Origin of the sequence: Natrinema thermotolerans (assembly GCF_031165565.1) — an archaeon.
Classification (GTDB): domain Archaea; phylum Halobacteriota; class Halobacteria; order Halobacteriales; family Natrialbaceae; genus Natrinema; species Natrinema thermotolerans.
Window position 1 is genome coordinate 136295 of record NZ_CP101873.1, and the last position, 12842, is coordinate 149136.

At 65.9% G+C, this 12842-nt stretch carries 11 protein-coding genes; 7 read left to right on the plus strand and 4 right to left on the minus strand.

Annotated elements, in window-relative coordinates:
- Positions 1–55: 55 nt before the first annotated feature.
- Positions 56–4228 carry a hypothetical protein gene (locus tag NP511_RS00730; protein WP_049966749.1) on the minus strand — a complete coding sequence of 1391 codons (4173 nt, stop codon included), beginning with the start codon at positions 4226–4228 and terminating at the stop codon, positions 56–58.
- Between the two features lie 403 nt (positions 4229–4631).
- Here NP511_RS00730 and han point away from each other — a divergent pair, with 403 nt between their 5' ends.
- The 3 genes from han (at position 4632) to NP511_RS00745 (ending at position 7494) form a co-directional block, all read left to right on the plus strand.
- Complete coding sequence (gene han, locus NP511_RS00735; protein ID WP_049966750.1) at positions 4632–6539, plus strand: Hef-associated nuclease; 1908 nt, start codon at positions 4632–4634, stop codon at positions 6537–6539.
- 97 nt (positions 6540–6636) lie between these two features.
- Positions 6637–6927 carry an amphi-Trp domain-containing protein gene (locus NP511_RS00740; protein ID WP_006650786.1) on the plus strand — a complete coding sequence of 97 codons (291 nt, stop codon included), beginning with the start codon at positions 6637–6639 and terminating at the stop codon, positions 6925–6927.
- 180 nt (positions 6928–7107) lie between these two features.
- On the plus strand, positions 7108–7494 hold the full coding sequence (locus NP511_RS00745) for a MaoC family dehydratase (RefSeq protein WP_006650787.1): 387 nt from the start codon (positions 7108–7110) through the stop codon (positions 7492–7494).
- A 150-nt stretch (positions 7495–7644) separates the two neighbouring features.
- Here the strand turns inward: NP511_RS00745 and NP511_RS00750 are convergent, their stop codons facing one another.
- Positions 7645–7773 (minus strand): hypothetical protein, encoded by a 129-nt coding sequence (locus NP511_RS00750; protein WP_006650788.1) that lies wholly within the window; start codon positions 7771–7773, stop codon positions 7645–7647.
- A 141-nt stretch (positions 7774–7914) separates the two neighbouring features.
- Positions 7915–8238 carry a ribbon-helix-helix protein gene (locus tag NP511_RS00755; RefSeq protein WP_006650789.1) on the minus strand — a complete coding sequence of 108 codons (324 nt, stop codon included), beginning with the start codon at positions 8236–8238 and terminating at the stop codon, positions 7915–7917.
- Positions 8239–8351: 113 nt separating this feature from the next.
- On the opposite strand from NP511_RS00755, the gene NP511_RS00760 reads away from it, so the two are divergent.
- From NP511_RS00760 to NP511_RS00770, 3 genes are all read left to right on the plus strand, one after another.
- Complete coding sequence (locus NP511_RS00760; protein WP_049966751.1) at positions 8352–9275, plus strand: HhH-GPD family protein; 924 nt, start codon at positions 8352–8354, stop codon at positions 9273–9275.
- A gap of 368 nt (positions 9276–9643) precedes the next feature.
- On the plus strand, positions 9644–10351 hold the full coding sequence (locus NP511_RS00765) for a helix-turn-helix domain-containing protein (RefSeq protein WP_006650791.1): 708 nt from the start codon (positions 9644–9646) through the stop codon (positions 10349–10351).
- 398 nt (positions 10352–10749) lie between these two features.
- Positions 10750–11307, plus strand: a complete 558-nt coding sequence (locus tag NP511_RS00770; protein WP_006650792.1) for a DUF7344 domain-containing protein — start codon at positions 10750–10752, stop codon at positions 11305–11307.
- Between the two features lie 28 nt (positions 11308–11335).
- On the opposite strand, the gene NP511_RS00775 is transcribed toward NP511_RS00770, so the two are convergent.
- Entirely contained in the window at positions 11336–11785 is a 450-nt protein-coding gene (locus NP511_RS00775) for a hypothetical protein (RefSeq protein WP_006650793.1), read from the minus strand.
- Positions 11786–11963: 178 nt separating this feature from the next.
- Here NP511_RS00775 and NP511_RS00780 point away from each other — a divergent pair, with 178 nt between their 5' ends.
- Positions 11964–12692, plus strand: coding sequence for a GNAT family N-acetyltransferase (locus tag NP511_RS00780; protein ID WP_049966752.1), 729 nt, complete (start codon positions 11964–11966; stop codon positions 12690–12692).
- Positions 12693–12842: the final 150 nt, after the last annotated feature.

A 12842-nucleotide genomic window follows, 5' to 3' on the forward strand; every position in this document is an offset into this window, starting at 1 on the left:
TGCGGTTGCTAAACGTTCCGATGCGCTGGTTCGGAATCGACCCGACCGACGCCGCCTACTCCTTCCCGTCGGTTGCCGACCGGTCGTCGGCCGCTCGAAGGGCACGACCGAGAGACTCTCTCGAGGTCGCGTCCGCCGGGCCGTCGCCCGTCGACAGTGCGGTCGCGGCCCGCGAGACGGTACGCTCGAGTGTCTCGTCGGAGCGGACGAGTCCCGCCTCGGTCGCCCTCGCGATCGAGTCGTCGACGGCGTCGAGACAGGTCTCCATCGCGACCTCCGTGTCGTGGTCCGTTGCGACTTCGACGATCGCCGCCGCGTAGACCGTTACCAGAAACGTCTCCGGGTCGTCGACGAGCGAGCCCGTCGCCCACCCATGAAGCGTCGAGTCGACGCGGCGACACCACGCGTCGGCTCCGTCGCGGATCGCTGCAGCGACTGCGCGAGCGGAGACGGCGACGAGCACGCTCGAGGGATCGTCGGATGCCGCGTTCGTCGCCATCACCTCCGTCCGCTCGCCGACGGCCGCCAGCCACTCGTCCACGTTCGTCCCGTCGGCGTGTTCGCGACCGACCGCCGCGAACGCGTCGCCGTAGATCCGCTCGAGGAAAGTCGTTCGGTCGACATCGAGCCACTCGAGCGCCGACTCCGTCATCACGGTCGCCACTACTTCGCTGACCCCGAACCGGACCGCGTCGCGCTCGGCGTCGGCCGCACGCGCCAGCGCGGTGCCGAATACCGAGACCGCGTAGTCCCGCGGCCGGCACGGATTGTCCGCCGCCGTCGCCGCCGTCTCGATCTGTGACAGCACCGTCTCGACCAGCCGATCGTGCGTCCGTTCGCCGGTATCGGTTCGCGTGAGTACGGCCGCGAGAATCGCCGCGTCCGTGGCTGCGAACGCCTCGAACCACGCCGTCCGGTCTGGTTCGTCGATCGCGTCGCGACGGCTCCGGTACGACTCGACGAGGGACGCGATCCACTCGCGACTGCGGCTGGCGTCGCCCTCGTTCGCCCAGGCCACTGCCGCGTCGCCGTAGACCTCGGTCAGGAACGAGTACGGCTCTTCGACTACCTCCGTCGCCGCGACGGTCAGTCGGTCAGTAATCCCCGTCCACCAGGTATGCTCGCTGCGAGGCGTGACACCGGTCGACGAATCGGCGTCGAACCCCCGCACGTGCGCCGACAGCGCACCGCTGTAAACCGCTGCCAGATACGAGTCGAGCGTCGCTCCGGACGCGTCTGCGGCCGCCCCTCGAGTCACGGTGTCGTCGTACAACTCGAGCCAGTCCGTGAATCCGAGAGCGTCCTCGGAGGGAATCGTCTGGTGGCCGTAGGGGTAGCTCCTGACGCCCTCGTGGTTGTCCTGCTCAACGGCGGCGAACGCTGCGAGGGCGTCGGCGTGGAGGGCCGCTCGGCTCTCCCACTCGTCGTCCGAGCGGTCCGACTCGGCGACAGCGTCGACAAGCCGGTCGTAGCCCGCAAACGACAGTTCGGCCCGCTCGAGGTCGCCGTCCGCGACGATGGCGTGAACGGCCTGTCCGTACGCCTCGGAGACGAACGCGTCGGAGTCATCGATGTCCGCGAGCGCAGCGGTTCGGCGCAGACTCCGACCGACCGCCTCGAACCAGGGGCCGACCCGATCCGCTGGACAGTCGTGTTCGAACGCCCATCGTCCGATCGAGTCGACGTAGACCTGTTGTAGCATCGTCGTTTGGACGTCCGGATCGACGATCAGCGTGGCCGATTCCCTGACTCGTGTCTCCAACTCGTTCGTCCACGCCAGCAGTTCCTCGGGAGACCGCTCGAGGCCCGCGATAGCGCCGAGCATGGACGCGAAGCTGCCAGCGAGTACACGTGCCGTCTCCCGGTCGTCGATGTCGTTTGCGTGCTGTCGGACGTGCGACTCGATGGTGGCGAGGGCAGCTTCGGCCGTGGCGGGGTCGTCGCTCTCGCGGGCGATTTCCCCCACCGTTCGTCCGTACACGACGTGAAGCCAATAGTCCGACCCGTCGGTCGGAACGACCTCGTGGAGGGCCTCGTCGACGCACGCGACGGCACCGATGTTCACCCTCGTCTCGTCCCCGGGGAGTGCGAGTTTCCCCAGTGCCGTCGCAAACGCGGTCGCGAACGGTTCTTGGTCGCCGCCGACCGATTCCCGTCCCACCGGAGTCGCGGTCTCGTTCGTGGCGGCGACGGCGTGCTGTGCGATCGCACCGATCCACTCGTCGGTCGTCGGATCCGCGGTCGCGATGGCGGCCATCGCGGTCCCGTAGACCCCGCCGCGAAACCGTATCGCCTCGTCGGAATCGGCGCACCGATTCCGCCCGACATCGCGAACGAGTTCGTCGACGAGGTCGAGCCACGGCGACCCCGCGTTCGGCCGGTGGGTCGTCGCGAACCCGTGGACCGTTTCGGCGACGATCCGACCGAGGAACGCCTCGTCCAAAGCGTTGTCCGGGACGCCAGCAACGGCCGCGAGCGTACTCTGGTCGGCAACTGGCTCGACATCGATGGGGTCGCGGGACGGCGTTTGGGTCTCGTTCCAGTCCATCGCGTCGAGTAGGTCTTCGGCGATCGTCGCTGGGTCTCGATCGGCGGGGACGGCTGGCTCGTCGAGTGAAACGTCGGTGCGGTCTAGCCACGCCTCCCGCTCGTCACAGCCGGCTCGCTCGCAGCTCGCATCGAACCGGTCGCGATTACTGGTATCGCAGATGAGTATCGCGCCCGTACACACGCCCTCGTCGACCCAGTCGACGATCGCTCGAACGCCGTCGTCGCCGACGATTTGGGCCGGTTCTGCCGCGTACGTCGCAACCACGACGGCATCGGGCGTGGCATCGATCCCGCGGCGAACCCGATCGGGCCGTCGGAGATCGGGGAGCATGATCGTCGCCCCCCAGTCGCTCAGTTCCGCGGCGACGCGGGAGGCGAGTCGTCGCTTCCCGCTCGCCTTCGTCCCGGTGAGGACCACGATCCCGCCGTCGAGCGCCTCAAGCAGGGCTGTGGAGTCGACGTCCGACTGCGGGTCCGTTCCCGGTCGATCGGCGCTCCCGTCCGAGCCGTCGGTCCGATCGGGAAGTTCGTGCGCCGTCGCCGCTGCCCGCAGTTCGTCGAGCCCCTCCGACTGCCAGGCACTGACCAACGGCGACGAACCGTACGTCTCAGGCGATGTCGAGACCGCCTCGAGCGACGAGAACACCGCGTCGATAGTACGGAACGCCTCGGCCCGGTCTTCGAGGAAGTCGGCGATTGCGGCCTCGTCGTCGGCTCGAGCCGCGAGTCGATCGCGAATCGCTCCCCTCGCGGGTTCGGCCGCGAACGTTCGGAGGAAGCCGACGGTACCCGGCGGGAGGTCGAACGCAGCCTCGAGGGCCTCAGCGGCCGCTGGGAGTGGTCGACACCGGACGAGCGGCCCAAACCAGTTCGCGTCATCGACCAGTGCAGCAGCGATAAGCGACGCCGCTGCGGTGACGGGCGGGGCCCGCTCGTTGAACCGTCGCCCGGGTTTGTCGCCACTCGGTACCAGGGGGCGGCCGATGTCGACGAGTGCGTTGCCGAGTGGCTCGATCGAAACGTCTCGGTCCTGAAGCATTCGCCGCACGTCCGCACCGACGAGTACCGGCGTCGATCCGGCGGAAGTCAGCGACAGAAACGCCGCGGGAGTGACCGTTGCGTCGTACCAGCCCAACCGGGCACGGAGTGGGTCGCTCTCGAACCGATACGTCGGATACGCGATCCGCGATCCGAGCTGGGCCCGTCTCTCGTCACCCAGTGGGGACGTTCGCCTCGACGCGACGGCGTCTCGAATCGTTTCGATCGCGTTGGTACCCGCAGCAGGCGGCGTTCTGACCATCAAAACGGTATCCACCGCCTCGACGAACGCCGCGGACACGTCCGACTCGGACCGGCATAGCCAGTCGAAACTTCGGGGTCGGGTCACGAACGCCGCGCCGCCCGCTCGAGTGAGCAACGATTTCTCGCTGCGTTCGTCACCGTACGTCGACCAGGCTTCGTCGGTCAGATCGCAGATCGCGGTCGCGAAGTCATCGACGATCACCAGTTCGTCATCGTCGACAGCCGCGGCCGCCGGCAGTCGCGTGACGGTGTGTCCGACGGCCGCTACGTGGTGGGACTTGCCGACGCATGGTGCGCCGAGAACGAGGGTTACCTCACCTGACTCGATCGAATCAGACAGTTCAACCGGCCTAATCTCCTGTATATCGGTTTCCATGCGAATACTCTAACCGACGCTACCGACGATCAAACGCGACCTGTCGGTTCCGACGGGATACCTTGTTCATTTTAAACTTCCTCATATAAAATACCTGCCGTGATATCGTCGTCTCGCCCCGACGGTACGGGTGGTCCGATCGCGACCGAGAAGCACCGACAGAGCATCGACCGAGGGGCAACCGTGCGCTCCCGGCCACTCGACGTCTCGCGCAGTCGCTCCGCAGGCGGGTTCGACGGCGACGAGTTGGCAGCGCCTCGTCGCCGAGCAGAGCAGCGACGGGCCCGGAACCACTCGGCGCGGACGTACTCGCACCGAACGGCTCTTGATGCGATCCGCGCCGCGAGTCGCCATCGCTTCTTGACAAGGGTTATACGCGACCACCTCCAAAATCCGACTCAAGATGACGCGTGACTCCGCCGGGGAACCCGGCGCAGACGACGGGGGTTCCGTCGTTTACGATCTCGCTCCCGATTGTACCGCTGACGACGTTGAGACCGGCCGCTCCTATCTTGCCGAAATTAACGGCATCGTCGACTACGGCGTCTTCGTCGATCTCTCCGATTCCGTCTCCGGACTCGTCCACGAATCCGTCCTCGAGGGCACCTACGCCGTCGGCGACGAACTCGTCGTCGAACTCGAGAGCGTCCGCGAGAACGGCGACATGGCCTTCGAGCCGGTCGACGTCAGCGACGACTACGAGACCGAGTCGGTCAGCCGCGACTACTCGCTGACCGGCACCGACGGCCTCGAGGGATCGATCGGCGACCAGGTCCACCTCGAGGGCGAGGTGACCCAGGTCAAACAGACCGGCGGCCCGACGATCTTCCACGTCGCCGACGAGAACGGCGTCGTCCCCTGTGCCGCCTTCGAGGAGGCCGGCGTCCGCGCCTATCCCTCGATCGAGGTCGGCGACGTCGTCCGGGTCACCGGGACGCCGGAACACCGCGAGGGCTCGGTCCAGATCGAGGTCGAGGGCCTCTCGAAACTCGAGGGGAAAGACGCCACCGAGGCGCGCGACCGCCTCGAGGCGGCCCTCGAGGAACGGGCCGAACCCCACGACGTCGAGCCGCTGATCGACTGGCCGGCCTTCGAAAAGCTCCGCGAGGACCTCGAGGAAGTCGCGCGACTGCTTCGCCGGACCGTCCTCGAGGGACGCCCGATCCGGGTGCGCCACCACGCCGACGGCGACGGGATGTGCGCCGCCGTCCCCGTCCAGATCGCGCTGCAGCGCTTTATCGCCGATGTCCACGAGGACGCGGACGCGCCGCGCCATCTCATCAAGCGGCTGCCGGCCAAAGCGCCGTTCTACGAGATGGAAGACGCCACGCGGGACCTGAACTTCGCCCTGGAGGACCGCGAGAAACACGGCCAGCAGCTTCCCCTCCTGTTGATGCTTGACAACGGCTCGACGGCCGAGGACGTCCCGGCCTACGAGACGCTGGCCCACTACGACATCCCGATCGTCGCCGTCGACCACCACCACCCCGATCCCGACGCGGTCGGCGACCTGCTCGACGCCCACGTCAATCCCTACCTCCACGACGAGGACTACCGGATCACCACCGGGATGCTCTGTGTCGAACTCGCGCGGATGATCTATCCCGAACTCGGCGAGGAACTCCGCCACGTCCCCGCCGTCGCCGGCCTCTCGGACCGCTCGAAGGCCGACGCGATGGACGACTACCTCGAACTGGCCGCCGAAGAAGGCTACGACGAGAACCGACTGCAAGACCTCAGCGAGGCGCTCGACTACGCCGCCTTCTGGCTGCGGTATAACTCCGGCGACCAGCTGATTCAGGACCTGCTGCAGGTCGACAGCGACGACGAGGATCGCCACCGCGAACTCGTCGAGTTCTTCGCCGACCGCGGCCGCGAGGAGGTCGACGAGCAACTCGAGGCCGCCATGCCCCACCTCGAACACGAGACCCTCGAGAACGGCGCGCACCTCTATCGGATCGACGTCGAGAACTACGCCCACCGCTTTACCTACCCCGCGCCGGGCAAGACCACCGGCGAGATCCACGACCGCAAGATCGAGGAGACCGGCGATCCGGTGATCACGGTCGGCTACGGGCCCGACTTCGCCGTGCTTCGCAGTGACGGCGTCCGGCTGGACATCCCGAACATGGTTTCGGAACTGGAAGCCGAAATCGCGGGCGGCGGCGTCTCCGGCGGCGGCCACCTCGTCGTCGGCTCGATCAAGTTCGTCAGCGGCAAGCGCGAGGAAGTGATCGACGCCTTGGTCGAGAAGATGGCCGAGGCCGACATCGACGAGGCGCTCTCGAGCGCGGCCCCGATCGACGACTGACGGCTCCGACGGTCGCAGGAGCCCCTCTTCAGTCCAGTAGAACTTGCGGTACGTACGGCGAATACATTTATCGGGACGGGAAGTGTAGCGATGCTGTATGCCCGAAGAAGTCCTGTTCAAATCGGAGAGCGACCAGAGCCGAGCGGACATCGCGTCGTATCTCCGGCGTGTTGCTGACAAGCTCGAACGAGGGGATGCAATCACGCTCAAGTCCGGTTCCGAGTCCGTGACGATGGAGCCGCCGGCCCGACCGACGTTCGAGGTCAAAGCCGAACGCGAGGGGCCAACGAGCGGGCCCGGTGAGTTGAGTGTCGAGTTCGAACTCGAATGGAACGAGGACGGCAACGAGGGGGACGGCGGGAGCGGCGGCCAGTTGGAAATCGAGTGAGCGATTAGCAGACGGAGTTCCCGAGAGAGTTGTCCGAGATCGGAGCGGACACGAACGGCCGTTACGATCCGGATTCCGCGCGTGACTCGAGCGAGCGAGGACCGTGGCGAAACGGTCGCAGCCGACGCGTCGTCCCGGCACCGCTATTTTGTTGTAGTTTCAACGCGGAGATCAGTTCCGATGACGCACCCAACCGAGGGCGAGACGAGGACGTTCGAGCGAACGTTCACGGTCGACGACGTACAGCGGTTCGCGGACCTCACCGGTGACGACCAACCGCGCCACACCGAGCCGGACGACGATGGACGAGTGATGGTCCAGGGGTTGTTGACCGCGACGCTGCCAACGAAACTCGGGAGCGATAACGAAGTGTTGGCCAGTACGATGGAGTTTAACTTCCACCAGCCGGTCTACACCGGCGAACCGATCACGTGTCGCTCGACGTTCGACACCGTTAGAGAACGAGATGACCGGTACGAATTCGTCTCGGACGTCGTCTGTGAGAACGCGGCCGGTGAGACCGTCCTGACCGCGGAGACTGAAGGCCTCATTTGGAAAGACGAGTGACTCGAGCAAGGTCCGAGGGAATCGAGCCCGCGCTTCGCACCGACTGCGGCGTGAAACGTCCCGACTGCTGAGCGGACTCTCTCGAGCGTGGAGGGAACTGAAAACCGGGCGGTCGGTCATCGATTCGATTACGACACTGTCGCGGACCGATCAGTCGGCACCGTGACGCGGCGTGTAGCCGCAGTCGTCACAGACGAGCGATTCGTATCGGGTCGAGAGCGCACCCGAACAGTCGGGACACTGGTATTCGGATTCGAGTGAATGCTGGGAGATTGCCATGTGCGATCCGAGGAGCCGAGCGCTGATAAGCTCACCTATTATGACGGTGAAATCATATCGTGTTCCTATGACTCATAGTAGTTCAGCGGCCTGAACGTCGGAAATTCCGATCGGTCGCCGGCTGGCGACGGACACGCGAATTCAGAACTGGTAGCGTCGCTCGTCGTCCATCGAGGGATACTGGTCCGCGCCGGTCATCTCCTCGAAGGTCATCCCCGAGAGGTACTCGTCGTAGGTCACGTCGTAGGCCGTCCGCAGCTGGAAGTCGAGTTTCCCGGTGTCGACGGTCGACTGAAAGAGCATGTGGATCGCCCGCCGGACGAGTTCGTCGGTCTCCTCGGGCTCGAGGGCCGTCTCGAGCAAGGCGAGTTCGTTGCGCGTCTCGCGGTCCAGCGAGAGCGCCAGTTCGTCGCCGATGTCGGTGTAGGTGGCCGTTACGTCGTCGTTGAGATCGTCGAGGCTCATACCCGTGCGGACTCGAGCGGGCCGGATAGGCCTTTCCAGTTCGAGTCGGACCACGTCGCCGGGGGCCGCCCCATTGCGACACTGACTTACAGCCGACGGCGTAACCCCAGCCGATGACAGCAGGGGATGGGGCGCAGCTACCCGACGACCGCGAGGCCGTTCGCGAGGCGTTGATCGCGTGGTACGAGGACGACCATCGGGAGTTCCCGTGGCGGCGGACCGACGACCCCTATGAAATCCTCGTCAGCGAAGTGATGAGCCAGCAGACCCAGCTCGGTCGGGTCGTCGAGGCCTGGGAGGGGTTCCTCGAGCGCTGGCCGACGACAGCCGCCCTCGCGGCGGCCGACCGGGCGGACGTGGTTGGCTTCTGGACGGACCACAGTCTGGGTTACAACAACCGAGCCAAGTACCTCCACGAGGCGGCTCGGCAGGTCGAGGAGGAGTACGACGGCGACTTTCCGGAGACCCCCGCGGAGCTACAGGAACTGATGGGCGTCGGTCCGTACACGGCCAACGCGGTCGCGAGCTTCGCGTTCAACAACGGGGACGCGGTCGTCGACACCAACGTCAAGCGAGTCCTCTATCGGGCGTTCGACGTGCCCGACGACGACGCGGTCTTCGAGGACGCGGCGAACGATCTCATGCCCGACGGCGAGTCGCGAGTCTGGAACAACGCGATCATGGAACTGGGCGGGGTCGCCTGCGAACAGACGCCCTCGTGTGACGAAGCCGGTTGTCCGTGGCGCGAATGGTGTTCGGCCTACGCCAGCGGCGACTTCACCGCCCCCGACGTCCCGACCCAGCCGAGTTTCGAGGGGAGCCGCCGGCAGTTCCGCGGTCGCGTGATCGGCACCCTCCGCGAACACGGCGAACTCGAGATCGATACGCTCGGTCACCGCATCCGCGTCGACTACGTCCCCGACGGCGAGTACGGCCGTGAGTGGCTGACCGGCCTGCTCGAGGACCTCGAGGCCGACGGGCTGGTCGAGTTCGACCGCGACGGTGCGGACGGACCCGTCGCTCGGCTGCGACGGTAGTTACGTGCCGATCGTGTGGAGAAATCGGCGAGAACGGCGGCGACGGAGCGCCGTGGTTTCGTATTCCCTGTCAGCCAAATATCGGTTCTTGGCCACCTAGAAGGAAGACACGGAGGGACTTGTACTTGACCGGAAATTACAGGAATTGAGAACGCATCGATGTCGTTTCGTCTCTTCGTAGAGAGTCGCACCCCGATGAGAGTGTTAAAATTCACACACAAATGGCCGGTAGTCTCCTATAACACGGTCATACCCCGCATATCGTCCCGGCTGAAATTGGATTCGACATGACAGTCATCCGATTTGGGTGGCGGGAAAGGCTACCGGTAGCGAAATCCGTCTATACGTCTTCGTGGTGGGGTTCGGTGATGACCACAGTCGTCGAACTCGAGATTCCGGCAGCGCGACTCGGCTTCGACCGGACCTTCGATCGGGTATCGACGTTCGAGTTTCAGGTCGGGGGGATGATCGGTGACTCGCCGCCGCTGATCTGGGCCGGCGGTCCGGATCGGGACGCCGTCGCTCGGGCGCTCGAGGCCGATCCGTCGGTCGACGTAATCGCCAGCCTCGGCGACGGCGGGGAGTCGCCGACCGGCGCGTCCGACGGCGCCGGGACGGACGTCGGCCCGGGCGATCGCTGGCTGTTCAGGACCGAGTTCGGGGACGCGGCGAAACTGTTTACCGAGATCGTGACCGACAACGACGGCGCGATCCTGACCGCTCGGGGACGGAACGGTCGGTGGCTGGTGAAACTGCTCTTTCACGACCGGGAGTCGGTGTCGGCGTGTCACGACCTGCTCGAGCAATACGAATACCGGGCGACCGTCACCCGGATCAGCGGCGTCGACGACCTCGCGAGCGCACAGACTCCCCTGACCGAAACCCAGTACGAGACGATCTGCAAGGCCCACGAACTGGGGTATTTCGACGTGCCGAGGGGGGTGACACTCAAGGAGTTGGCGGCCGAACTCGACGTCTCCCATCAGGCGTTGTCCGAACGACTCCGCCGAAGCCACGCGGCTCTGGTCAGTGCCGAACTCTCCGAGCGGACCGCACCGATGGCGATCGACCCCTGAGTCCGCCGGGCCTCGGTCGACACGCTAGCAGTTTTCCCGCACCTCTGCGCTCGTAGGTTCCTGGGTGAAACATATCTCGCCGAGTAATACCCAATACATCCTCTTTCTATCGGCAGACAATGACGTTCTTGTTCCAATGGATAGATTTATTGCCCGATAGCCCAATGAGAGTTATGTCGGCGAGACGCCGACCGCCCGACGACCGACCGTCGCTGTGAGCGCCGGTGGATCACCCGTACTCAATCACGATTCGCGGTCATTCGTGGCTGTATGACCGCGTTGCTGTCGGCCGCTCCGGGTCGTTCACGACCCGAGCGTTCGCTTTTGCCGTCAATCACCGAGACACACCGTCGAGGTCAGTATGTTTATCCGTCCGCCTGGTATACAATCACACGAACGTGATCGATCGCGGCCGGACCGACGACCCCGGTGATGCCGCCCGAGACGCGGACGGAGGGGCGATCCCCGCCGAACTGTCACTGGACGACGTCCATCACCTCCTCCAGACGAAGCGTCGCCGGGACGTCCTGCGATACCTGCGGGACGCCGAGGGGCCGGTCCGACTGCGCGAACTCGCCGAACAGGTCGCCGCCTGGGAACAGGAGACGACCGTCGAGGAACTCCGATCCGATGAACGCCAGCGCGTCTATATCTCGCTGTACCAATCCCACCTGCCGAAACTCGACAATCACGGGATCATCGAGTACGACAAGGATCGCGGCCGGGTCGACTCGACGCCGCGGACCGGTCAGCTCGAGCCGTATCTCGAGGGGCCGACCGAAACGGACTCGAGCGACCCGTGGCCCCGCCGGTACGGGGCGACCGTCGGGCTCGGTACTGTGTTCCTCGGCGCGGTGGCGGCCGGGCTCGCTCCGATCGACGGGCTCGTCGCCGCGGGACTCGTTTTGGGTTCGTTCGCAGCCGTAACGGCCGCACACGCGTGGACCGACTCGTAGAGCGACGGGAACGACCCGGCGACGACCGTCAGTCGGCGCGGGAGTGGGCCGTTCCGGTCCGCTCTCGGGACCGCTCGAGGAGTCGGCCGGCGTGAAAGGCGACCGAGAAGTCCTGCGGACTGGGCAGGGCACAGGCGAGCCACCCGATCGCCGCCGCGGCGACGACCGGCGTCTCCGTGGTCAGGTGGCCGGACAGTCCCAGTCCGAAGACGGGCACGGCGAGCAGGGCGGGCGCGAGCGCCGCGAGGCGGAGTGCCCAGGGCGGTTCGGTACCGGTCGGTCGGGGGTGGACGGCGGCCCACGGCCGTGTCGTGACCAGTGCGACGAGGCCGTCGGCACGACCGGGAAAGTAGGAGACGGCGTACTCGACGCGTGCGAGCCGCAGAACCGCGGCGTGTGACCATTCGTGGGCGACCAGTCCGACCGCTACCGCGATCGCGAGGGCCGATCCAGCAACCACCACGTCCGATCCGATCATGGGGAGCGCGCGACACGTCTGCCGCCGGGAACCGGGCGGCGATCGTCTCACGCGATCGGATCGATGGACTCCCGGTGCAAGGGGGGCCGGCTGTACCAGTTGCCGGCTTAAGGTCACGCCGGAGACCGGTCGTATCCGCCAGGCAAGGATTAAGTATTGGTTCGTGGTAGCGAGTGCCATGGCCACTGAGACACTCGAGTTCGGTCACGAGGACCGCAAACGGATCTACGAGTACGTCGAGCGACACGGCGCGGTCGATCCCGACGACACGCGGGAACGGTTGGGGATCGATCCGAGCGGCTTCCGACACCACGTCGCGATCCTCAAACGCGACGGGCGACTCGAGAAAGGCGACGGCAAACTCCGGGTGACGATCGACGCCGGTGCCGAGGAGGAGTACGTCTCGGCGGACCTCGAGTTCCACATCCGACCCGCCCGCCAGGAGGACCTGACGGGGATCGTCGGCGCGATCCGGCAAGTTGCCGAGGAACGAACCTACATCGAGGCCGAGAGCGTCGCCGACGAGATCGATCACGAGGAGGCCCTGCTCCGCCACAACGAACTCGAGTCGCGGATGTTCTTCGTCGCCACCGTCGAGGACGACGTCGTTGGCTGGGTCCACCTCTATGCGCCCGAAATCGACAAGTTGAGCCACACCGCCGAACTCACCGTCGGCGTCTTGGAGGAGTACCGTGGCCACGGCATCGGCTCGCATCTCCTCTCCCGGGGGCTCGAGTGGGCCGGTTCGAACGGCTACGAGAAGCTCTACCAGAGCGTTCCCTCGACCAACGAGGGGGCGATCGCCTTCCTCGAGGGTCACGGCTGGGAGACGGAAGCCGTCCGCGAGGACCACTACAAACTCAACGGCCACTACGTCGACGAGGTAATGATGGCTGCCGAACTCTGAGTTGACAGCCCGATTTATCTGACCGCCCCCGAAACGGGGTAGAACGCACGACGTGCCCCCCACGCGGTTCGAGTACGGGGGACGAGGGGAATCGACCGCCGTACGCGACGTGTCCGCCGCTTCCGCCGGCCCGACCGACGCGAGTGACCG

Coding starts and splice junctions, on each gene's coding strand:
- NP511_RS00730 (WP_049966749.1), bottom strand. CDS start 4,228: ATGGAAACCGATATACAGGAGATTAGGCCGGTTGAACTGTCTGATTCG.
- han (WP_049966750.1), top strand. CDS start 4,632: ATGACGCGTGACTCCGCCGGGGAACCCGGCGCAGACGACGGGGGTTCC.
- NP511_RS00740 (WP_006650786.1), top strand. CDS start 6,637: ATGCCCGAAGAAGTCCTGTTCAAATCGGAGAGCGACCAGAGCCGAGCG.
- NP511_RS00745 (WP_006650787.1), top strand. CDS start 7,108: ATGACGCACCCAACCGAGGGCGAGACGAGGACGTTCGAGCGAACGTTC.
- NP511_RS00750 (WP_006650788.1), bottom strand. CDS start 7,773: ATGGCAATCTCCCAGCATTCACTCGAATCCGAATACCAGTGTCCCGAC.
- NP511_RS00755 (WP_006650789.1), bottom strand. CDS start 8,238: ATGAGCCTCGACGATCTCAACGACGACGTAACGGCCACCTACACCGAC.
- NP511_RS00760 (WP_049966751.1), top strand. CDS start 8,352: ATGACAGCAGGGGATGGGGCGCAGCTACCCGACGACCGCGAGGCCGTT.
- NP511_RS00765 (WP_006650791.1), top strand. CDS start 9,644: ATGACCACAGTCGTCGAACTCGAGATTCCGGCAGCGCGACTCGGCTTC.
- NP511_RS00775 (WP_006650793.1), bottom strand. CDS start 11,785: ATGATCGGATCGGACGTGGTGGTTGCTGGATCGGCCCTCGCGATCGCG.
- NP511_RS00780 (WP_049966752.1), top strand. CDS start 11,964: ATGGCCACTGAGACACTCGAGTTCGGTCACGAGGACCGCAAACGGATC.